Source organism: Paraburkholderia sp. BR10937 (assembly GCF_040965695.1).
Lineage (GTDB): Bacteria > Pseudomonadota > Gammaproteobacteria > Burkholderiales > Burkholderiaceae > Paraburkholderia.
In genome coordinates, this window is sequence record NZ_JBFRCL010000014.1 from 81,669 (window position 1) to 104,264 (window position 22,596).

The 22,596-nt window shown below is 62.0% G+C and carries 17 protein-coding genes and 2 pseudogenes; 13 read left to right on the forward strand and 6 right to left on the reverse strand.

What is annotated here, in order from left to right:
* Positions 1-351: 351 nt before the first annotated feature.
* Together AB4Y44_RS13990 and AB4Y44_RS13995 are read left to right on the forward strand one after the other, a co-directional pair.
* Positions 352-537, forward strand: coding sequence for a hypothetical protein (locus tag AB4Y44_RS13990; protein ID WP_368699924.1), 186 nt, complete (start codon positions 352-354; stop codon positions 535-537).
* A complete protein-coding gene (locus tag AB4Y44_RS13995) occupies positions 509-1,672 on the forward strand; it encodes a serine protease (RefSeq protein WP_368699925.1) in 1,164 nt (387 codons plus the stop codon). Before AB4Y44_RS13990 ends, AB4Y44_RS13995 begins: the two co-directional genes overlap by 29 nt.
* Here the strand turns inward: AB4Y44_RS13995 and AB4Y44_RS14000 are convergent.
* From AB4Y44_RS14000 to AB4Y44_RS14010, 3 genes are read right to left on the reverse strand one after another with little or no spacing between them, the layout of a single operon-like run.
* Positions 1,634-2,899 carry an LLM class flavin-dependent oxidoreductase gene (locus AB4Y44_RS14000; RefSeq protein ID WP_368699926.1) on the reverse strand — a complete coding sequence of 422 codons (1,266 nt, stop codon included), beginning with the start codon at positions 2,897-2,899 and terminating at the stop codon, positions 1,634-1,636. The two genes, AB4Y44_RS13995 and AB4Y44_RS14000, sit on opposite strands and share 39 nt — an antisense overlap.
* Before the next feature lie 31 nt (positions 2,900-2,930).
* A complete protein-coding gene (locus tag AB4Y44_RS14005) occupies positions 2,931-3,335 on the reverse strand; it encodes a DoxX family protein (RefSeq protein ID WP_028230864.1) in 405 nt (134 codons plus the stop codon).
* A gap of 17 nt (positions 3,336-3,352) precedes the next feature.
* A complete protein-coding gene (locus tag AB4Y44_RS14010; RefSeq protein ID WP_368699977.1) occupies positions 3,353-3,664 on the reverse strand; it encodes an alpha/beta hydrolase in 312 nt (103 codons plus the stop codon).
* Positions 3,665-3,787: 123 nt separating this feature from the next.
* Here AB4Y44_RS14010 and AB4Y44_RS14015 point away from each other — a divergent pair.
* The 3 genes and pseudogenes from AB4Y44_RS14015 to flgB all read left to right on the forward strand — a co-directional run.
* Positions 3,788-3,964 (forward strand): annotated as a pseudogene (locus AB4Y44_RS14015) (H-NS histone family protein); the annotation flags it as partial.
* A gap of 582 nt (positions 3,965-4,546) precedes the next feature.
* Positions 4,547-4,888: a flagellar hook-basal body complex protein FliE gene (fliE, locus tag AB4Y44_RS14020; protein WP_368699978.1), complete on the forward strand. Its 342-nt coding sequence runs from the start codon at positions 4,547-4,549 to the stop codon at positions 4,886-4,888.
* A 150-nt stretch (positions 4,889-5,038) separates the two neighbouring features.
* Positions 5,039-5,536 carry a flagellar basal body rod protein FlgB gene (gene flgB / locus AB4Y44_RS14025; RefSeq protein WP_368699927.1) on the forward strand — a complete coding sequence of 166 codons (498 nt, stop codon included), beginning with the start codon at positions 5,039-5,041 and terminating at the stop codon, positions 5,534-5,536.
* A 767-nt stretch (positions 5,537-6,303) separates the two neighbouring features.
* Here the strand turns inward: flgB and AB4Y44_RS14030 are convergent.
* The gene (locus AB4Y44_RS14030) at positions 6,304-7,374 is read right to left on the reverse strand and encodes an SDR family NAD(P)-dependent oxidoreductase (protein ID WP_368699928.1); all 1,071 of its coding nucleotides are present in this window, start codon (positions 7,372-7,374) and stop codon (positions 6,304-6,306) included.
* 131 nt (positions 7,375-7,505) lie between these two features.
* Between AB4Y44_RS14030 and AB4Y44_RS14035 the strand changes: the two are divergent.
* Positions 7,506-7,649: pseudogene (locus AB4Y44_RS14035) on the forward strand (aminotransferase class I/II-fold pyridoxal phosphate-dependent enzyme); the annotation flags it as partial.
* Positions 7,650-8,474: 825 nt separating this feature from the next.
* On the opposite strand, the gene AB4Y44_RS14040 reads toward AB4Y44_RS14035, so the two are convergent.
* Positions 8,475-11,066 (reverse strand): LuxR C-terminal-related transcriptional regulator, encoded by a 2,592-nt coding sequence (locus tag AB4Y44_RS14040; RefSeq protein ID WP_368699929.1) that lies wholly within the window; start codon positions 11,064-11,066, stop codon positions 8,475-8,477.
* 382 nt (positions 11,067-11,448) lie between these two features.
* Here AB4Y44_RS14040 and AB4Y44_RS14045 point away from each other — a divergent pair, with 382 nt between their 5' ends.
* From AB4Y44_RS14045 to AB4Y44_RS14075, 7 genes are all read left to right on the forward strand, one after another.
* The gene (locus AB4Y44_RS14045) at positions 11,449-12,705 is read left to right on the forward strand and encodes an acyl-CoA dehydrogenase family protein (protein ID WP_368685538.1); all 1,257 of its coding nucleotides are present in this window, start codon (positions 11,449-11,451) and stop codon (positions 12,703-12,705) included.
* A gap of 49 nt (positions 12,706-12,754) precedes the next feature.
* Positions 12,755-13,870 (forward strand): trans-acting enoyl reductase family protein, encoded by a 1,116-nt coding sequence (locus tag AB4Y44_RS14050; protein ID WP_368699930.1) that lies wholly within the window; start codon positions 12,755-12,757, stop codon positions 13,868-13,870.
* A gap of 76 nt (positions 13,871-13,946) precedes the next feature.
* A complete protein-coding gene (locus AB4Y44_RS14055) occupies positions 13,947-15,188 on the forward strand; it encodes a thiolase family protein (RefSeq protein ID WP_368699931.1) in 1,242 nt (413 codons plus the stop codon).
* A 70-nt stretch (positions 15,189-15,258) separates the two neighbouring features.
* Complete coding sequence (locus AB4Y44_RS14060) at positions 15,259-16,863, forward strand: AMP-binding protein (protein ID WP_368699932.1); 1,605 nt, start codon at positions 15,259-15,261, stop codon at positions 16,861-16,863.
* A gap of 118 nt (positions 16,864-16,981) precedes the next feature.
* Complete coding sequence (locus AB4Y44_RS14065) at positions 16,982-17,737, forward strand: OmpW family protein (RefSeq protein ID WP_368699933.1); 756 nt, start codon at positions 16,982-16,984, stop codon at positions 17,735-17,737.
* A 1,289-nt stretch (positions 17,738-19,026) separates the two neighbouring features.
* Positions 19,027-19,704, forward strand: coding sequence for a heavy metal response regulator transcription factor (locus AB4Y44_RS14070; RefSeq protein ID WP_368699979.1), 678 nt, complete (start codon positions 19,027-19,029; stop codon positions 19,702-19,704).
* An 8-nt stretch (positions 19,705-19,712) separates the two neighbouring features.
* Entirely contained in the window at positions 19,713-21,128 is a 1,416-nt protein-coding gene (locus AB4Y44_RS14075; RefSeq protein ID WP_368699980.1) for a heavy metal sensor histidine kinase, read from the forward strand.
* Here AB4Y44_RS14075 and AB4Y44_RS14080 read toward each other — a convergent pair.
* Positions 21,103-22,587, reverse strand: a complete 1,485-nt coding sequence (locus tag AB4Y44_RS14080) for an efflux transporter outer membrane subunit (protein WP_368699934.1) — start codon at positions 22,585-22,587, stop codon at positions 21,103-21,105. The two genes, AB4Y44_RS14075 and AB4Y44_RS14080, sit on opposite strands and share 26 nt — an antisense overlap.
* Positions 22,588-22,596 lie beyond the last annotated feature (9 nt).

Genomic DNA, 22,596 nt, shown 5'->3' on the forward strand with positions numbered 1-22,596 from the left:
CGACGGCCGTGCCAACGTCATCCGCGTCGATCACTTCTCGTCGCGTATTATCCGCCCGCCACAAAACGAAGGAAGCGGCCGTCGGTTGGACTCACATGGAATCTACCAGGCGCCTCGCTCAATCGAGAACAGGTTGTTGACCGCTTTACCAATTTACGCCTTTGACTGGAGCCACCCGAAATCCGCCCGCTGCTTGCCGATTGTAGCTCGGTACATACCGGCTTTCTGCAAGCGACGACCAGAGCCGCCAGAAGCGACATTGAGCTGTCGATTTTCCGTATCGTCTCTGAATTCGAGCGCGCAGGCAGATCAGGGACGAACTGTTTGCCAACTTGCGCGCAAGGAACCGTCATGAATAGCGACCTGAAGAAAGCCGTTCGCAGGTCGACAGCGACCCTACAGGGTGGGCATGCCCAAGAGCGTGCGACCTTCAAAGGATTATTTAACGAGCGCCGGCTGCATGTTATGCAGAGCCAGAACTGTTTTACCGAAATCGGAGGGAGTCACCGTGAAGAAAGAAAGCACGGCGAACGCTGACCGCCTGAAGTCCAGCGCACCACTGAATGCGGACCGGATTCTTCGCTTCGAAAACGTGGTCAAGAATCAGACTCCGCCTGAATCGCTTCAAAAACTCAAGTCATCGAACAGCTTCATGATTGAGGAATCCGGGCCGTTTAAACCCGAAGACTTGATTCAAACGTTCGAACTCAGCGATGGGAGGCACGCGTATCATATTGGTAGTCGGAACAGGGTCATACGCGGGCTGCCGATGCAGGCGTTCCATCGCCTCAGACGGGACGAGGTCAGGCAGAACTCACCGACGCTCCCACTACCACCGCCGAGAGTGCCGGAATGGGCCGACATAGTCTACCACCCGAAGATTTCTACCGGACTGCTCCGGCCGGTGATGCGGCGAGTCAACGGCAAACGGGTACGACCGCTCTATCTGTTCGGCCCGGGAGATCAAAGGCAAGCCTTCTTGCCCCAAGGTTATCCGTGGCAGTGCATTGGAAGGATTTTCGTGTGGACGAACCCATTTGGATTTCCTGCGTGGTCGGGGACCGGTGTGCTGGTTTCGCACAATACCGTGCTGACGGCGTCGCATATGGTGCCTTGGAACGCGGATACTGCAATGATGCAGTTTATTCCCGCATACTTCAATGGCGTATCGACGCTCGGCTCCAACGTATATTCGTATGTGGACAACGCTGCGGCATATTATTCTGAGCCGGATCCCGCCGACAAGCCCGCGTGGGATTTCGCGGTGCTCAGATTGATTGATCCATTGGGCGATAGCTTAGGCTGGTTTGGGGCAAGGACCTACGACGATAGCTGGAACGACGGAAGGTTCTGGACGCTGGTTGGCTACCCTGGGGCTGTTGCCGGCGGTGAACAGCCGTCGTTTCAACAAGCGATCGCCTTTCACGACGATGATGAGGATGGCGATGCAATGGAGCTGGAGTCGGACGATGGCGACCAATCACCGGGTGATTCGGGAGGACCGTTTTTCGCCTGGTGGGAGGGGGACGGCTGGCCGTCGTTGGTCGCCGTCGCCTCATCCGAAGAAACGGAATGGGACTTTCCGTGGTTCGGCGGCCCCGAGGAAAACAACGTCGCGGCAGGCGGTTCGCCGCTAGTTGACCTCATCCAATGGGCGCGGAATAACTGGTGAAAGACAGCAGGTCGCAACTGATCTCCACTGGCTGTCCCCGCTAAGTTCAAACGTCGTGGCGGCCGGCCAAATGGAAATATGGGGGTGAGGAGGGGCCTTGTTGCTACCAGGGGTTTGGGGTGGGGTCCTCAGCTCGACGAGTGCCTTTGACAGGGGCGCATGACCAACAAGACCTTCACATCTGTCAGTTTTGTCGGACCTTGCCTCGCGTGATCGCGCGGCGCACCGCAGGTATGACCTCGGTGGCGAACAGCTCGATCGATAGCCGGACCTTGTCGAATGGCAGGCCGCCGATATCCATCTGGGCCATGTAGCGCTGGTACCCGAATAGCTCGTGTTCGAAAAGAATCTTGTCGACGATCTCATTGACGCTGCCGACGAACAGCGCACCACGAGGCGAAGCCAGCGATTCGAATTCGCGACGCGGCATTTCAAGGTGGCCGCGCGGCAGGTTGTTCGCGATGTAGGGCGATAGTGAGGAAAGAAGTCGTCGCGCGCCCGGGCGCCATCGCGCTGCACGTGGAAATGACCGGAAATGGCCACGTGCAGCTGCCCGGCCGGATGCCCCGCGGCGAGGCCAGTCTGGCGATAGAGATCGATGAAGGGCACGAACTGCTCCGGCAATCCGCTGATGTTGGCGAGGTTTAGCGGCAGACCGGCGCGGCCGGCGCGAATGGCGCTCGACGGCGTGCCGCCCGCGGCCAGCCAGACTGGAAGACGCCCGCGCACCGGCCTCGGCATGATGGCGGCGTCGGCGATGGCCGCGCGATGACGTCCCAACCACGTGACGCGCGCTTGTTCGTTGATTGCCGTCAGCAAAGCAAGCTTCTCCTCGAACAGCGATTCGTAATCCGCGAGCGCATAGCCGAACAACGGAAACGATTCGACGTACGCGCCTCGCCCGACAAACAGCTCCGCGCGTCCGCCCGAGATCAGATCGAGCGTCGAGAACTGCTGATAGAGGCGAACGGGATCCTCGGAGCTGAGGATGCTGACCGTGCTCGTCAACCGAATGCGACGCGTCACGGCGGCAATCGCACCCAATACGACGGACGGCGACGAAACGGCAAAGTCCGCGCGGTGGTGCTCACCGACGCCGAACACGTCGATGCCGGCTTCATCGGCGACTCTCGCGGCCGCGAGGATGGCCTCGATGCGCCGTTGTGCTCCGGTGGCGCAGGATGTCCCGGTCGCGAGATCGCCGAACGTGTAAATACCGAATTCCATGGCATCAGTTCCGGGCAAGGCGCGTCACACCTCAGGCGTTGCGCAGCGTCGGCTTGAGCGCGAAGGCGCCGTCGCCGAGCAGCGCCAGGACAGCTGCGGCGACCGCGAGGAAAACCGGGTACTCCCAGCCGCCGTTCGCGCTGGTGAACATCCACCCGTTGCCGAAGTGGACCGTCGAGGCCATGAACAGCTCGATTGCGGCAAGCGCGGCAATGGCACGCGCGTACACGCCCGTCAGTAACAGCACGCCGCCAACAATTTCGAAGGCGATGATGGGCCAGGCGAACCAGCCGGCAAAGCCCACGGACTCGAAAAATTTCGCGGTGCCGGCCGGCGTGAAGATGAGCAGCTTGGTCAGGCCATGCGCGACGAACATGAGGCCGAGCGCGAGGCGCAGCAGGAGAGCGGCATACGGGGCGGTGCGGGTATCGGTCATGGTGGGCTCCGGTTGGGTTAGTCGAGATTGAACTGCTGCTTAATCCAGCGCGAGAAGTCGCTTGCGATGTCGGCGCTGAGTGTATGGCCGACTGGGTACAGGCGCATGTCGTGCACGACGCCGAGGCGGGTGAGCCAGTTATCGGCATGAGAGGCGAAGCTCACGGGCAGTTTGTCGTCGTGCTGGCCGTGCGCGATGAACGCCGAAACCTGCGCGAGCCTGTCCGGGGACGCGAGATGTGGCTCGATCTCGGGCAGAATGCGCCCGCTCAGGATTGCGAAGCGCGACACGTCCTCGGGCGCGGACAACGCGACGCTCGCGCTGAGGATGCCGCCCTAGCTGAAGCCGGGGTAATCGAATGAAAGGGACTTCCCCGTCCCGAGGCTGCGGCGGAAGCCGCGAATGTCGGCACCAAAGTGCCATGATGGGGTTTCGAGCCTTCATCAACGCCAGTCACTGAGCGCGAAATCTTCGGACGTCGGCGAGGCGGGACGGCGATGTCCGCAGCGGGCTTCGTGCCCCCAAAGTATCGCGACCCGAAGACGGGCGCAACCTGGTCGGGCAGGAGGCGTGCGCCCAACTGGATCAAGGACGTGAAAAACCGCGACAGCTACCTGATTCGTGATTGACGTCGGACGAAAGTATGCGTCGTTGCTACTTCGAACCAACGGGAACCGGCAGACGATAACGCGATGCACGCGTACGCAAACTCCGTTACACCAAGCGGCAGTTTTTGAAGCGCCGACCTTGCAAATATCATCAGACCGGCCGGAAGGCTCGTCAGGCAAGGCTCTGTGAGCGGTTTTGAACGGCGCAATGTCGTTCGGTGGCTAACCACGCCACCCATTCTCTTTTCCACGGAGCGTCGTTGAATAAACTCCACCATTGTACAGGCCGGCAGTTGCTGCAGCCAGCGCGTCACTTAGTTATCGCACGGGATAGGACTGTTGGCTCCATGCCTGCTTGCGTTGGACCCTCACTGCAGTGCACGTTGCTGTGTTGAGTCGTCGTTCGGTAACGCATTGTCATAGTAGTTGCGATCAAGATAACAAAGTTGTAATTGGCCCGTCCCCTTGGCGTCATGAAGAACCGTCAATAATGACCCCCACTCTTGTACGCGGGCCAAGAGCGGCTCCTACAGACGAAACCAGCTCGCACCATGCGCAGCTTTAAGCAGGTTACGTTTGCCCGCGCTGCAACGACGGGAGATAGTGATGGCACTGGTAAATCCGACCACATCTGCTTTGCAGCAGATGCAAGCAATGGCGAACGAAGCGACGATTCCGGAGTCGCTGGACTCGTCGGCGTCGGCCTCGTCCGCGACCAGCCCGGGTAGCTTCACGGAACTGCTTCAACAGTCGCTCGCGAAGGTAAGCGCCAGTCAGGCATCGGCTACGGGTGAGATGCATGCGTTCGAACTTGGCGCGTCGAGCGTCTCGCTCAATTCTGCGATGATCGACGGCGCGAAGGCCGGCATTTTGTTTCAGCAATCATTGCAAATCCGCAACCGACTCGTAAGCGCCTATACCGACATCATGCAGACGCAGTTGTAGTGAAACGTCGGCCTTCTGGAAGCCTTGAATTTGAGTCTTGGGCATGCCCGACCGATTTGCCAAAAGCTATTACGGACTCGGGGCCTTCTCAGTTGCCGGAATTAAAGGTCAGTGACGCCTTGCACGCCCGATCAATCGTAAGGGACTTTGATGCTAGATAAGCTCGATGCGGCCTTCGCCTTTGACAAACAGGCGCTCGATGTCCGCTCGTACCGACAAGAACTAATGTCCTCGAACATCGCGAACGCGGACACGCCAGGCTACAAGGCGCGCGATGTCGATTTCGCGTCCTCTCTTGCCGTCGCACTGCGACGGAGCGACGGCACGGTGGGCTCGGGTCCGTCGAATGGCTCTGCGCTGCCCATGATGGGGACTGCCAACATAACAAGCGGCGTGACGATTGCATTGACGCAACCCCGTCACATCGCCGGCGACACGGCGCTCGTCGCAATGGGCGGACTGGCCGATGACGACGGCCCGTTGCTATACCGAATTCCGATACAGCCAGCACTCGACGGCAACACGGTGGACCTCGACACAGAGCGCGTCCAGTTTGCGGACAACACGGTGCATTTCGAATCGCTTCTTACGGACGTGTCAGGAGAAGTAAAGACGTTGCAGTCGGCAATCACGTCAGGCAGCGATTAGCGCAGCAACCTCCGCTGCAGGGCGCTAACTGACTCTTGATCGTCCGGCTGAACACAAGGCTGAAGGGCAGACCATTGTCTTCGGCGATAAAGTCTTCGAGACATTCCGGCAGCAAAGTGGCCTGATTGCGGTTTGCACCTTCGACAAATCGCCCCATCTCCGCCTCTCGCGCTAAAAGGTTGATTCAGTCTAGGCGATCGCACGGGGTTTTGACAGACCCTCGGCCGCACAGATGTTTACGCCGACCGAGAATTGAGCCACTTGGCTCAAAAATCCGTCGGCGCGGACAAATATAGTCACCAATACAGGTTTGCGAATCTCATGAGAGAATTTGCTCCCACGGGAAGCACTGCGGCCACGCCCATGCCGACAAATCCAGGTTTGCACAAACTGTTCAACATGATCGCTTAGTTTCGCAAAATTCATCGCTCCGTGCGCCTTCGCGTACTCGCCGAAGCTCATCACCACAGGAACGCGATGCAGCACGCCACGGGCCGTGTGGTGAGCAGCCGTCAGCCAGGTGACGTATTGTTCAATACCGCTTAATTGCGGCCATGCCGGAAATGAGCCTGTATTGCGGATCTACGGTGCTTACGCACGAGCGAAACATTCGCGGGTGCGTAAGCTCAATGACAAGGGTGTCGTCCATCACCTGGCGGCAGGTTCCCTAATCGATGCGATGGAGCGAAGACGAACGAGGAGTTTGCGGATCTTGCCGCTTCCCGCGGAACGAGCGCGGTCGTGGATGATGACTACGCGCCGGGGCGTCAGATACTCTTCGCGCTGTCACCGCCCGTCACCTCGATTTCTGCTCCGGTGATCATCGCGGCACCTTCTGACGCAAGGTAGACGGCGGCCGGCGAAATATCTTCCGGCTGCAGCCATGCGACACCCAGCGGCATGGTTGCTGCGCGACGGTCCCAGGCCTCTTGCGGCGTCAACGGACCGTTCGGCTTGTGATAGCCGGTTTCGCCGATGCTCTCCGAAAGCCGCGCGTCGTAGAACGTAAGCGCGGTGCCGACGAGCCCCGGAGTGATCGCGTTAACGGTGATGTTGTAGCGACCAAGTTCGAGTGCGGCGGACTTCATCAGGCCAAAGATACCCCACTTCGAAGCCGAATAGCTTGCAGCGTCCTTCGAGCCGTGGCGCCCTTGCATTGAGGAGATGACGATAATGCGGCCGTAGTTGCGCGCCACCATCTTCGGAGCGAATACGCGTATCGTGTTCGCCGTGCCGTTCAAATTGTTGTCGATGACATCATGCCATTCGGAGTCCTGTAGCTCGAGAAGTGGCTTCCAATACTGCACCGCGGCATTGGCAACGACAATGTCGATCTTTCCAAAGCGCTCGTTGATACCTTCCGCGACGGCACGGAGTGCTGCAACATCGCGGATGTCCGCGCGAATGCCTTCCGCGCGGCCACCGTACGCCTTGATCATCCTGATCGTTTCCGCGAGATCGTCCGGCGTCGCCGGTACGGCGCTCGAGGCCGAGGTTACGGGCGCCGCGATATCAATGGCGATCACATCAGCACCGTTCGCCGCATATTCGACAGCGATCGCACGCCCGATGCCGCGCGCGGCACCGGTCACGACCGCGACCCGGCCCGCCAGTTTGGTGTCGCGCCCGGCGACGATCGGTCCGGCCGTTTTATCCTCGGGCGGCATCGGCACCGGAATACCGTCGACGGTTGCGTTCCGACCGGATGTGGGTTCGGCTTTCGCAACCCCGGCAAAGAGCATCGTCGCGGCCGCCATGCCGCCCCCCATGATCATTTTGCGCCGGGACGAATCGGGGCGCTGGGTACTATCATTCGTTTCGCTTTTGACTGTTGCCATGCAATGCTCCTGAGCGATGAAACGTCCTTTCGACGTGCCGCACCCTACGACGGTAGAGGCAGCGAATAGTCTTGCGGGAACACGCGAGGCAAGCAAGGCTCGACGCCGCAAATCTGATTTGCGACAGCGGGGTCGCGGGCCCTGAGGAGGACGGGTTCAAGCTGACGCCCGAATTGCTTGAGGCTGCGATTACGCCTCGCACGAAGTGGCTTGTCGTGAACATGCCCAACAATCCGACCGGTGCTGTCTACACTCAGAGCGAACTCTCTGCGCTAGGCACGGTCAGCTTGATCGAACGGTGGGAGGCAACCTGCTGCTGCAACTGCTTCTTCGGATGGACGTCAAATTTCTAGGCCATCTCTGGCAAGCGTCTTGTCGCCCTTGAGCGCCGCAAGTGCCACCTTTGCCTTGAACGCCGGTGAGCGTGTCCGTCGGTTTCGTTTCGTCATCTTCTGGTTCCTTGTCGCCGGCCAGTATGACCGACTCCCGTCCCCCCGGCTTTTCCACTTACCGACCTGTCTGAATTCCCGGCGCCACCGCTCCCCATTCACGGCATACGTTTCGAGCAGTGCGCGAAAGTGGACTGTCAGTAGGAATCATAAAGGCGCGCGCTTCGACCCGCATGATCCGCGAAACACTCATCGCGCAGCCCACGCGTCGCATTGCGAAGCATGCGGACGACTCGCGCTGGCGAGTTCTTCGACGTCTCCCACTGCGTCGAGCAGTGCCAGCCAAGCAGCCAGCGCATCTGCTCGAAGCAATGCCCCCCTTCCACGTCGATGGGCACGGTCCGGCTGCCGGGGTAGAACGACACGAGCGCAGGCGCCCCGAATCGGGCAGCGTGCGTGATGGGCGACGGTGGCGCTCATGGTATCGGCTCCTCCATGCAAGCGGGTTGGGACGAAGGGTGCGCGAGACGCGGTCCACGCCGGAGCGCATGACCCTGGTCAGGGTGTGTTAAACCGCCTTGGACACAAAATTCGGATAGGTTCTATATTGTCCCGGCGGCTTCATACCAACTCGATACCGAGAACGCATGCTGGCCGAGACCAACAGAAACAATTTCCTATGCAACTTCACGTCGCACCCATACGTGATGTCTAGATACGTTCCATTAGCCCGAGTTCCTGCGCGCGCGCGACCGCTTGTGCACGCTTTTCGACGCCCAGTTTCACAAAGATGTTCTTCAAATAAGACTTGACGGTTTCTGGCGTGATGCCGATGGTGCGTGCAATCTCCTTGTTCGACTGTCCTTGGGCGATCAACGCGACGATGCTGCGTTCCCGTGGGCTTAATGAGTCCCTTTGCGCGTCACGGTGAGGTTTGCTCTCAGGCTCATAGCGCGCGTGCCAGCCGTCGAGCAGAGCGTGGATATAGGGCGCTGCGTCGGCTGTGTTGGGGGGGCTGGACCCCTCTTCGCGCAGGGCGAGTAGCAGCGGCCCGATTTCCGGTCCCTGATCGAGAATAGACCGAAAGATGCCTGCGGACGCTGCCGTGGTCAACACATCGCGAAACGCCGCAATCGCGAGGTTTCGCTTTCCCGTCGCCATCGCGACGAGTGATAGCTCAATTCGTAAATGCAACGCGAGATAATCATTGCGACGATTTTCGACACTGCGCAACGCGGTATTCAGTAACCCGACAGCATCTTGCGTCCGTTTCTGCGCGATCGACAAACGCGCTGCGGCGATCGCCCGGTACGTCTCGATCTCGGGCGAAACCAACTGCGTGCGCTTACCTACCGACGCGGCAAGCTGATGCAGCTGCGAAACACACACGCTGGCCTCCGTAATCCGTCCTTCGGCGAGATAGAGCCGTGTCCGCTCCACAAGAGCGGCGGCTGTCAGCCGGTCCCATCCGCGCGCATGACCCAGTGCATAGGCACGATCCAGCAGCGCATAGGCCTGACCAAGGTTGGACCGGGCGACCGCGATCCGCACGAGTACCCGGTACGCGATCAACACGCAGTCAAGAAAGGCCACGGCGTCGATAACGGGCATGAGATCGACCAGCAGGGCTTCCGCTTCGTCCAGCCGGCCTTGTTCGTAGCGTATCTGGCTGATCATCGGCGCGCACAACGCCGCCGAGGTGGATTGGGGACCGGCGTATCGCTCGGCGAGCCGCATGGAATCGAGGAAGTACCGCTCCGCCAGTGGGAAGTGCATCTGCTGCATTTCGGCATGGCCGAGCAGACAAAGGCGATAGACCGAGGAAAACATGTTGCGCTGATCTTCGTCGATTGAATAGGGGATCCAGGGAGTCGCGTAGAGCGCTTCGAGGTTGCCTGCTTTCCACTGCCCGAAACGCACGACGTTGGAAACGACGTTTGTTGTCCAGACATCGGTCGACGGCTGCGCGAGACAGCCCTGAGCCAGCACGAGCGCCCTGAGCGCGTCGTCCTGAAGCGCGGCGACAACTGAGCGTATCGCCTGGCATTCCAGAAGAATCGCTCCCGAATCGGCACACCCGTCTTGCGCGTCGTGCTCAAGTTCCTTGAGCATCACAAGCGCCTCCTCGAAGCGCATTGCGAGTGCCATGCCCCATGCAATCGCCAGCGAAATCCTTGTTTGCGCGCGCATCAGTTGAGCAGGAAAATGGCGCTGCCAGCCAAGTAGCGTAAGCAGGTCTCCATTCCTGACGAGGGCCATTGCGCAATGGCCCATCAACGCAAGAGCGTCTTCGGTAGCACCCGAAGCGATCGCGTGTCGGACTGCGTCCGTCCAGAGTTCATGGTCCGTGTACCACGCACAAGCGCGGCGATGAAGTTCAGCCACTTCAACGGGATATTGCCTTTGAAGCCGCTGGTGCAGGTACTCGCGCATCAGATGATGATAGCGGAACCAATGTCCTTCGAGATCCATCGGTTCAAGCAATAGCTGGTGCGCGGCCACGTCTTCCAATGTGCGCTGGCTCGCCGCCACGCCTGTTACGGCCTCGCACAGTGACGCTGTTAACCGGTCAAGTATCGACGTTCGCAGCATGAACGCGACCGTTTCTGCTGGCAGGCGCTCGAGCATGTCCTCCAGATAGGCCGCGAAGTGTCGTGAGGCACCTGATGGCGCGATGAACTCACGCCCCGGCTTGAATGCTTCGTGTGAGAGCGCCGATGTGGAAATGCGCAGCGCCGCGGCCCACCCTTCGGTGCTGGCAAAGAGCGACTTGACGTCAGCGGTGGCGAGTTTTCCCGGGCATTCGGATTCGACGAAGCGCTGCGTTTCGTCGAAGGTGAAGCGCAGCATCGGCGCTTCGATCTCGAGTATCTCGTTGTACGCACGCAATCGTGCGAGCGGGAGCGCGGGATCTGTGCGGGTGCATATCACCACGTGAACGTTGGCTGGAGCGTTCTCGACGAAAAACGACAACGCATCGTGAACCGCAGGAAGGCTGATGACGTGATAGTCATCGAGGAAGAGATACACCTCATCGCCCACGTCGACGAGCTCGTTGATCAGCGTGGACACGACCGTTTGCGCGGGAACGAGCGACGCCTGGGCCGTCAGGCCGATCGCTGATGCACCGATACCACTGCAGGCATGCCTGAGTGCATGCGCCAGATGATTGAGGAACCGCGCCGGTTCGTCGTCGTCGGGGTCGAGTGAGAGCCATGCGACCTGTGCGTTGCCCATGCGCAATCGTTCGAACCATACCAGCGCCAGCGACGTCTTGCCGAAACCGGCGGGCGCCTTGATCACGACGAGCCGTTTGTTTCCGGCCTCGTCAGCAAGACAAATCAACCTCGGACGGTCGACCAGGCGCGCGGGCGATCGTGGCGGCAAAACCTTCGTGGCGGGGAACAAAGCTGACGTGTTCAGGGCTGTCTCCGGACTGTAATGAGCAATTGCGGGAGTACCTGCGGGTATTCGGGTTCACCCTGACTGCTCCCCCTGTTTGCGCGATCGTGCTCCCCCATACGGGGGCTAGAGTCAAGCGCCGCGCAAAGCGACTATCAACTCATGGAAGCACCAACGTTCAGGCAACCCGCGAATCGGTCACTCCTTGAAGTTCGGTCAGCGCGCAACGGGATCGATGCATCGTTCAAAAAATGATACTCCCACTAGCCTCGAAGGAGGAGACATGTCAGCCACGAATCAACCCATCGCCGTTCACAAGCTCGGGCCGCTCGGCGCGGAGCCGGAGTTGTCCGAGATGGGCCAGATGGTCCAACAGACGGTTCATCGTTTTGCGGAGGAAGTGATGCGCCCCACGGGCATCCAGCTCGACCGCATGACGCCCGAACAGGTCATCGCACCGGGCTCGCCGTACTGGGAGGCTCGCAAGAAGGTCATCGGGCTCGGGTTCGGCGTCGATGGGCTACTCGAGCTCGAACCTGCCGAGCGCGCGAAGACGATGTGCATCCTCTTCGAGGAACTGGGCTGGGGCGACGCCGGGCTCGCCATCACCTACGGCGCAGGGCTCCTTCCCGCGTTGTTGAGTGCAGTGCTCGGCAACACGTTCTGCCGCTCGCTCACGCCGGACGACAAGCTTGGCTGCTGGGCGATCACGGAGCCCGATCACGGGTCCGACATGCTCGACGCGAACGGCATGATCTTCCATCCGCAGGGTACGTACGGGCGCCCCAATTGCGTCGCGACGCTGCGCGGCGACGAAGTCATCATCAACGGGCAAAAGTCGGCGTGGGTGTCCAACGGCATTGCAGCGGAAGTGTGCATTCTCTATTGCGCTGCGGACAGCGGCGATGGCGTCGACACGAAGCGCGGCGCGGTGGTCATCGTTCCGCTGGACGCCAAAGGCGTATCGCGTGGCAAGCCACTCGACAAGATCGGCCAGCGCGCGCTCAACCAGGGCGAGCTCTTCTTCGAAGACGTCAGGTTGTCGAAGGATCACGTCCTCGCCGGCCCCGACCAGTATCTCGACGCCGTCTACGCGATCCACACATTCGCCAACGCGATCATGGGCGCCGTGTTCACAGGCACCGCGCGCGCGGCCTTCGAACTTGCCCATGCTTATGCGCATGAACGAAAGCAGGGCGGATTGCCGATCATCCGCCACCAGTCAGTCGCGTCGCGGCTCTTTCACATGTTCCGGAAGGTGGAGGCGGCACGCGCGCTCTCACAGCGCGTCGTGCACTACAACTTCACGGCGCAGCAGCCGTCGCTGCACGCAGCGATGACGTCGAAGATCACGGCGACCCAGACCGCGTTCGAGGTCGCCAACGACGCGCTGCAGATCTTTTGCGGCAACGGACTGACGCGTGACTATCCGATCGAAAAGATCTGGCGCGATGCACGCGCTTCGCTGATCGAGGATGGCTGTAACGAAGTCCTTGCGATCAAGGGTGGCTATTACCTGATCGACCCGGAACTGCTTTGAACGACAGGTTGTGCTCACACATTTGATTAAAGCGGAAGGAGACAAGGAAATGGCAACGCAATACGACGTGGTGCTCTACGGAGCGAGTGGCTATACCGGCAAGCTGACTGCGTGGAAGCTCGCCGAGCGCGGAATCCCGTTTATTGCCGCCGGTCGTAACAAGGCGCGGCTCGAGGAGGAGATGGCGAAGGTGCCAGAGCTGGCAGGGCATGACTACCAGTGCGTTAGCGTTGAGCATGAAACGGCGGCGCTGGCCGAACTCTTTCACGGCAAGAAAACGGTGATCAACATCGTCGGGCCGTTCATGCAGCTGGGGCGGCCCGTAGTCGAAGCAAGCCTTGTAGCGGGCTGCCACTACTTCGACACGACCGGCGAAACCGACTGGATGTCGCTGCTCAAAGAGGCTTATGGCGAGGTCTTTGCGGCGAAAGGTCTGGCGCTGTGTCCGGGCAACTCGTACATGTGGACCGAAGGCAATCTGGCTGCCGAGATTGCGCTGGAAACGCAGGGCATCGATACCCTCGACGTAGTGTATCTCGGCGACTCCGAAGTCAGTGTCGCGTCGACGATGTCCTTTCTGCGGATGTGCACGCAGCCGCAGTTCTTCCTGCGCAACAACGAGCTGGTGCAATGGCCATGGGCCACGCCGTACCAGGTTCATGTGCCCGGTGAGCACGTGCTGCTGAACGCGTTGCCGTGGGGCGGCGGTGGCGAGCCAATCTGGTACGCAGACGATCCGCGCGTGCGCAATTGCCAGACGCTCGTCTCGTTCCGCAACCAAGAGCGCTTTAACGCCGTGGTCGGCCTGCTGATGAAGTTCGAGGCAGAGTGCCGGACACTCGACGCTGCCAAACAGGAAGAAGTCACCAACGAATGGGGCAAGGCCGTGACCCAGGTCGAGCCCGCGCGCGAGAACCCGGACGCGAACCGCTGCACGCTTTCGTGCCAGGGGCGGGGCAATACGAATTCAGTCAGCGTGATTCTGCGTGGCAATTCTCCGTATGCGCAAACGGGTGTGCTCGGTGCGGAAGCCGTGCGCCGCGTGCTGCGAAATCAATTGCACGCAGTCGGCTTTGTCTCGCCGGCGCGGGCATTCGGTGCGCGCAACCTTGTCGGCGCGCTGGCGGAGGAAGGCTACCTGTCCTACGAGGTGAAGAGCGTTTGACAGCAGCGGCGAACGCCACGTGGGCCTGGCGTACATGGTGCGCGTGGCGCCGGGAACTCGGCGTTGGAGAGAAGAGATGAGCAGCGAAGTGTATATCACGGGCGTTGGCATGACGCCCTTCGGCAAGCATCTGGACACGAGCATCAAGCAGCTCACGCGCGCGGCGGTGGAGCGAGCGCTCGCAGACGCGGGCTGTGACAGCAGGCAGGTGCAGGGGGCGTTTTTTGGCAACTCCACGCAGGGGCATATGGAGGGCCAGCACATGATTCGCGGCCAGCTTGCGTTGCGTGCGATGGGTATCGACAGGATACCCGTGATCAACGTCGAAAACGCCTGCGCGAGCGCGAGCACGGCGTTTCACCTCGCCGTGAATTACGTCAAGGCAGGTGCCGCCGATATCGCGCTGGCGGTGGGCGCGGAGAAAATGTTCTCGCCAGACAAGGCGCGCACGTTCAGTTCGTTCGACGGCGCGTGGGATGTGCACGACACGGAGAACGGCAAGCGCAGGCTGCTGGAAATGGGCCACGGCATCGAGCCGCCGGCGGGTAGCGTATCGACGAAGCCTTATAGCGTATTCATGGACATCTACGCTTCGATGGGCCGCATGCACATGCGCGAGTTCGGCACGACGCAACTGCAATTCGCCGCCGTGGCTGCGAAGAATCACGGGCATTCGGTTCACAATCCGCTCGCGCAATATCGGGATGCGTACACGATTGACGATATCCTCGGCGCGCCGCCGATCACGTATCCGCTCACGCTGCCGATGTGCTCGCCGGTCAGCGACGGGGCGGCAGCGGCGATCGTTTGCAGCGAGGCGGGGCTCGCGATGCTCAAGGGCCGGCGCTCGCGGGCCATTCGGGTGCTCGCCTCCGTGCTCCAGACGGGCACCGATCGGCCGGCCGCGGGGTTCGACCAGCATCTGGTCCGGCTCGGTTCGTCGAAGGCGTATGAGCAGGCCGGCGTGGCGCCCAAGGACGTGTCGGTGGCCGAGGTGCATGACGCGACGGCAATCGGCGAAATCATCCAGTCCGAGGTGCTCGGGCTATGCGATCTCGGGATGGGTGGCATATGCGCCGAGCGCGGCGAGACCACCATCGGAGGACGGATTCCCCTCAATCCGTCCGGCGGTCTCGAATCGAAGGGTCATCCCATAGGCGCCACCGGGCTGGGCCAGATTCATGAACTCGTCACGCAATTGCGCGGCGATGCGGGAGCCCGCCAGGTGAAGGGCGCGTGCATCGCGATCGCTGAAAATGGTGGCGGTCTGTGCGGTGTGGAAGAGGCAGTGGCCAGCATCACGATTCTCGGCCGATGAACTCCCGTGCGGCCGTGAGCGGCGCACAAGAACGGCGGAAGCAGCAAGGAAATAAAGGAGACTGTGTGCCATGAGCACGAGACCGGAAACCACGTTGGCGGCGTTGATCGCCAACCGCGTCGAGACCATGCCGGACCTCGACGTGCTCACTGTCGAAGGCGCCGGCGCGCGGCCCGATGAAGTGCGCACCTGCCGGCAGCTTTGGGAAAACGGGCAGCGGCTCGCGCAGGTCTTGATCGATCAGGGTCTGCGTCCCGGCGAGCATTTCGCATTGCTGATGGCTAATCACGCCGAATTCGTGGATGCGATGGTTGCCGCGTCGATTTCGGGCACCGTATTCGTGCCGATCGATCCACGCGCGAAAGGCGACAAGCTCGCGTACATGCTCGAACAGGCGCAATGCCGTGGCGTGATCGCCGCGGACTATACGCTCGAGAACCTCATGGACGTGCGCCGCTCGCTTGCCGGGTTGTCCTGGGTGATCGCACTGGAAACGGATGAGGGTGGCAAGCCGCTGGCGGATTTCCCTGGCGTCGCGTCCCTGAACGCGTTGTTGCCTGCGCATGTTCCTGACTTGCCCGTCATGGCTCGGGACCCGGCAGGCGCTATGCAACTGATCTTCACGTCCGGCACGACGGGCGACCCGAAAGGGATCGTGATGACGCATCAGCGCTACTGCGCGACGGCGGCGGCGGTTTCGGCGCTGTTCGGCTATGCAGCCGACGACAGGCCGTACTCCGGACTCTCGCTCACGCATGCCAACGCCCAGATCGTGACGCTTGGCGCGTCGCTCACGGCGGGCATGCGCGCCGTTCTGTCGCGCCGCTTCACAAAGTCGCGCCTGTGGAACATCACGCGCCAATATCGCTGCACCACGTTCACGCTGCTCGGCGGCATGACGACGGCAATCTACAGCGAACCCACGAAAGCTGATGACGCGGACAACCCCGTTCGCTTTGTGATTTCAGCCGGCATGCCGGCTGCGATCTGGAAGGCGTTTGAGAAACGCTTCGGCGTGGGGATCGTCGAGTTCTACGGTGCGGCCGAAGGCGGCATCACCGTGAAGCCGCTCGGCGTGGGTCCCATTGGCAGCATCGGCAAGCCGGCTCCCAGCCTCCAGCACCGGATCATCGACGACGACGGCAACGACTGCGCGAAGGGCGTGCCGGGCGAACTGCTGTTCAGGCCGGCGGACGGCTTGCCGTTCAACGTCGAATATTTTGGCGATCCGGAGGCTTCGGCGCAGAAGTGCAAGGGCGGGTGGCTGCACATGGGCGACGTCGTGCGTGAGGACGAGAACGGCTGGCTCTTCTTCGAATACCGCAAGGGCGGCGGGATTCGCCACAACGGTGAGTTCATCAACCCGGCGCCAATCGAGAAGGTGATTGCCGAGTCGGGGGCCGTCGAGGACGTCTACGTCTATGGCGTGAGGGGCGCGTCCGGTGCGCCGGGCGAGAAAGACGTGGTGGCAGCCATCGTGCCCAAGCGCGCCAACGACTTCGACCCGCAGCAGGTGTTCCGCGCCTGTCGCGCAAAGCTGGAAGCGAGCTCGGTCATTTCGTGGGTGCAAGTGGTGCCGGAAATACCAAAGACCGCGTCGGAAAAGCCGCTGGAACGGTATCTCGTCGAAATGTTCGAGGGGCAGCCCGGCAACGTGTTCACTGAGCAGGCGTGACGCTTTTCGATTTACCGGCGCGCCGACACCGAATGCCTACGCGCTTCGAGCTGCGAATCTGAGAAACGCAGCCGGTTCCATTTACTATGCACTACGAATAAATGAACTGGAGGACGGGATGAACAGGTTTGCATGTCTCGCCTTGGTGGTTGGCGCGATATCCGGCAAAGCGATGGCCCAGAGCGCGGGAAGCATCGTGACAAGTGTAGGCGCGGCGTGGCTCGATTTCGGGCAATCGTCGTCAGCACCGTTGCAAAGCACTTCGGCCGCTGGCACCTTTACGTCGGCCGGCACGGGTGGCCAGATCCATAACACATTCACCGCCGAACTGTCGATGACGTGGTTCATCACCGACAACATCGCGCTCGATCTGGCGAGCGGTGCGCCGCCCAAGCTCAAGCTTTACGCGCAGGGCGCGGCGGCCCCGTTCGGCTTGCACGGCCCGTCCCTCGAGCTGGGCGATCTGCAGCCGCTGGCCACCACGCGGTCATGGCCGCCGATTCTCTTCGTGAAATACTACTTTGGAACGGCGCAGTCGAAGCTGCGCCCGTTTGCCGGCGTCGGTGTGAACTACACATGGTTCTCGCATACCGAACTCAACCCGGCCTTTGGCGGCGCATTGCAGCAGGTCGCCGGTCCGGGCGGTCATGTCGATACGTCGCTGAGCCCGTCATGGAATCCAGCGTTCAACGCGGGCGTTTCGTACAACTTCAGCAAGAACTGGTACGCCGTGGCTTCCGTCACGTATCTGCCGCTGAAAACGAACGCGACGGTCACCTCCGTTGCGGCCAACGGGCAAGCCGTGTTGACCAACAGGACGCGCATTTCCGCGAACCCTTGGATTACCTTTGCTGGCGTCGGATATAGATTCTGAGGCGGTTCCCTGACCGTATTTAGCCTTTGGCCGTTACCCTGGTTACCGGGCTACCTCGCAAGGCACAGTACGCCGGCCAGCTAAGGGATGCCTTGAGCTCGTGCGCGAGCCAATCGACAACGCGCTAGCTTCCCGGTTCCATGTCTGCACAGGTCGAGGATCTTGCGGTCGTTTTTCGAGTACAGCGCGACCAGCTTGTGAGTATCGGCACTGCCGGTGCGATACGATGGCCGTGCACAATGGGGCGGAATCCGTACGGGCATTGAACCCCGAGTTGGTCGTCATGGAAGCATGCAGCACTGCCCATGAAGGAGCCGGTCCAATCGACGATTAGCCCTGTGAGCACTGGAGAGCAGCACCCCCGATATAACAGCCAAAGTTCTGAACGCTGGCACATGTCGCACGGCTGTCCCACATTACGACGTCGCCCGGCCGCCATCGATGCCGATACGTAAGCTTCGCCAGCACTCGCATTCGCCTATGCCCTCGATGCCATAGGCGAGGCGATGTACAGTGCAGTTCGGTTGTTAACGGGGTTGCGCCATGTCATACGCCAGCGAACCGGCGGCGCCGCGGCCCGTTCCTGCGGCGTCGTTAAAGCTGGATCGATCTGATCACGGGAGTGGGCGTAGGCGTGGGTAACAATGGCGTCGCGCAATCGTGACTGCATCGCCTGCGGCAGCCGGCTCCCAGGCCAGCCGTGTCGAGGTGAACTCGGTCTCTCCACCGTAGTCAGGAACGATGCGTGCCGACAACACCGAGGCCAGCGCCGGCGTTGCCTTGAACGAACTTATCGGTGTGCCATAATTGATTGGCGGCAGCTAATCAGTCTCCATCCGCAGAGCGTTCGTCAACCAGTCACGCCGCAGACCCCACCGGAGCAAGGCGCAAGATGCTCCCGATGCCGGCGATGGTGACGAGCTCGCCACAGCAGAATCTCGATGTCCTCAACGTTCCGGCTGAGCCACCTTATGAACTGGAACCGGGGGCCCAAATGGCGACCGGGACGGTGGACCGATGAACGCGTATCGAACTGATCGTGGCGATGCTTGACTATGCTGCGGTCATGAAGCTATGGCGGTACTACTGGACTAAGGCGAATAAGGGCGGCAACTAGATTGCGATTCGCACAAGATCAAACGCCCCGCATGGCGGCGCGCTTTCATTTGTAGGTCTGGAAAGGAAAGATGACCGTTCCGCTCGGGTATGCGAAGTACGCCAGTGGCCACGCGCACATGGCCAGCAAGCGCATACAATTAAGCCGGATACACTCTGTGAGTAGAACGGCGATGCGCATTCTTGTGATCGAAGACGAGCCGAAAACCGGCGCCTATCTGAAGAAGGGCTTCGAGGAATCCGGCTACGCGGTGGACGTCGCCGCGGACGGCGCGAAAGGCCTGATTCTCGCGAAAGAGGCGGCGTACGACGTGATCGTGCTCGACGTCATGCTGCCCGCAATGGACGGCTGGACGGTGCTCAAGACGCTGCGCGCCACGCACACCACGCCGGTGCTGTTCCTCACCGCGCGCGACGACATCAGCGACCGCGTGAAGGGCCTCGAGCTGGGGGCGGACGACTACCTCGTCAAGCCGTTCGCGTTCGTCGAACTGCTCGCGCGCGTGCGCACGCTGGCCCGCCGCGGCCCCCCGCGCGAAAGCGACGTGCTGCTGCTCGGCGACCTCGAAGTGGACGTCACGCGCCGGCGCGTGAAACGCGGGGCCACGCGCATCGACCTCACGCCGAAGGAGTTCTCGCTGCTGCAGCTGCTCGTGCGCCGCCAGGGCGAAGTGCTCACACGCACGCAGATCGCCTCATACGTGTGGGACATGAACTTCGACAGCGACACGAACGTCGTGGAAGTCGCCATCCGCCGCCTGCGCGCGAAGGTGGACGACGCGTTCGACGTCAAGCTGATCCACACGGTGCGCGGCGTGGGCTACGTCGCCGAAATCAAAGGGAACGCCTGATGCCGCGCATGGCTGTGCGCTCGCTCGCCACAGGCCTCGCGCTGAGTTTCGCGGGTACCACGCTCGCGGTATTCGCGCTTGTGGGCAGCACGCTTTATTTCACGCTGGACCGCGAGGTGAAGCAGCAGGACGACCTCGATATTGTGCTGATTTCGCGCCACACGCGCCGCCTCGCGCAGGAACTGCACAACGAGCACGACGTGCGCGAACATGCGGAGCGGCTCACGAGCCAGGTGCTCGGCAATCCCGCGCTTTCCATGGAAATACTCGGTACCGGCGGCGCGCAACTCGTCGAGCACAACACGGCGGGCATTGCAGACGCGGCGTTTCCAGAAGCGGCGCTCGCGCGGCGTCTCCCGCCGACGCAACGCATTACCGAAGGCGACGTGGTGGCATGGCGCAACGCGCGCGGTGTGCCCGTGCGCGGACTCGCCACGGACGCCGCGCTGGCGGACGGCACGCCCGTCACCATCGTCATCGCGCGCGACATGACCGATCGCTGGCGGCTGCTCGACCACTATCGCGAGCGGCTTTACGGCTTCGGACTGGCGGGCATGCTGCTCGCGTTCCTCATGAGCTGGCTGCTCGTGCGCGAGTCCCTGCGCCCTTTGCGCGAGATGGCGGCGCGCGCGGCCACGGTCACGGTGGACCGGCTCGATACCCCCATTGAAGTCGAACGCGCGCCGAGCGAGCTTGATACGCTCACGAAGTCGCTCAACGCCATGCTCGACCGTTTGCACGGCGGCTTCGAGCGGATGTCGCAATACACCGCGGATCTCGCGCACGACATGCGCACGCCGCTCGGCAACCTGCGCGGTGCGAACGAAGTGGCGCTCGCGCGCGAGCGCACCACGGCCGAATACGAGACGTTACTCGAATCGAATCTGGAGGAATGCGAACGGCTTTCGCGCATGATCGAAAGCGTGATCTTTCTCGCGCGCGCGGAGCATCCGCAGTTCATGACGACCCTAGCGGAGTTCGACGTGCACGATGCGCTCACTCAGATTGCCGACTACTTCGAAGGTCTCGCCGACGAGGCGGGCGTGCAAATCCGCGTGCAGGGCGAGGGCCGCCTGCGCGCGGACAAGGAGCTGTTCCGGCGCGCCGTGGGCAACCTGCTCGCCAATGCGCTGCGCTATACGCCGCGCGGCGCGGCGATCACGCTGAGCGTCGAGCAGACGCCACGGGCCGTCGAGGTCACGGTGGCCAATCCGGGCACGCCCATCGATGCGGCGCTGCTGGAACGCATTTTCGATCGCTTCTATCGCGCGGATGCGTCGCGCCACCGCGAGCCGCGCGCGGGTGCTTCGGCGGGTCTGGGGCTCGCGATCGTGCGCACGATCATGACGCTGCACGGCGGCTCAGCACGCGCCGAAAGCGATGCGACGAGCACGCGGTTCATCCTGACGTTCGCCCGCCCTTAGCGCTCAAGTCGCTCAGCGCCGCGCGGCTCCAGCCGCCGCCGAGCGCCTGGAGCAGATGCACGCTCGCATCGAGCCTTCTTCCTGCGATCTGCTCCTCGTTGCGTTCGTTCGAGAGCGCGATGGTCTGTGCCGTCACGACATCGAGATAGTTCACCGCGCCCGCCTGGTAGCGGTTGGTGGTGAGCTTGAGCGAGAGTTGCGCGGCGGCGGTGGCGCGCTGCTGGCTCTGCGCTTCGCTCGCCAGCGTATCGAGCGCGCTCAGGTTGTCTTCGACTTGCTGGAACGCCGTCAGCACGGTTTGCCGGTAGCCGGCTACTGCCGCATCGTATTGTGCGTTCGCGCCTTTGAGCGTGGCGTCGCGCCGGCCACCGTCGAAGAGTGTGCCCGCCAGTTGCGAGCCGAGCGACCAGAAGAGGCTGGGCGCACTCAGCCACGGCGCGAAGAACGTGCTTTCGAGGCCCGCCGTCGCGGAGAGCGTCAGGTCGGGATAGAAGGCCGCGTGCGCCTCGCCGATTCTTGCATTGGCCGCCGCCACGCGTCGCTCGGCCGCCGCGATGTCGGGGCGCCGTTCGAGCAGCGCGGAGGGCACGCCCGCGGGAATCGACGGCACGGCGGCGGGATCGACACGCGGCGGCAGACTGAACGTCGAAGCGGGCACGCCGATCAGCGTGGCGATGGCGTGCTGAAGCTGCGCGCGTTGCACGTCGATGTCGCTATCCGCCGTGCGCGCGCTCTCGAGCTGGGTTTGTGCCTGGGCGACGGCGGAGGCGTCGATCGCGCCGTCGGCGAGTTGCTGCTGCACGATGCGCAGCGCGGCCGCGTAGGCGCTCACGGTGTCATCGAGCAGCTTCTTCTGGCGATCGAGCGAACGCAAATCGAAGTAATCCGTCGCCAGCTGGCTCGCAACCGAAAGGCGCACCGATTCGAGGTCGGCTTGCGTGGCCTGGGCGTTGGCGTGGGCCTGGGTGGTCGCGTCCTTCACGCGCCCGAACAGGTCGGGTTCCCAGCTTGCCGTGAGGCCCGTCGAGTAATCGGGAATCGTCTTGCCCGCAAGCGAATGGTCCACGAGATTCTGCGAGGTCCGGTAACGCTGCGCCGCCACGCCTGCCGTGACGGTCGGCGCGTAGCCCGCGCGCTGATAGTCGATCATCGCGCGCGCGGCTTCGAGATTGGCGACGGCCTGGCGCACGCTCTGGTTCGACACGTCCACGCGGGCTTCGAGCTGGTCGAGGTCGTTGTCGCCGAAGAGCGTCCACCATGGGCCGCGCGTTTGGGCGTCGGCGGGCGCGGCGACGGTCCAGCCGGGTGCCGCTGCGGGTTGCGTCGTTTGTGTCGCGAAGTGCGCAGGCACGTCCGTCGAGGGTACGCTGTAATGGGGCAACGTGGTGCACGCCGCGAGCGATGCTGCGGTGAAGGCGACGACGATCCGGCGCAGCGTAGGGAGAGGGCGTTCGAACATGATGAGCCT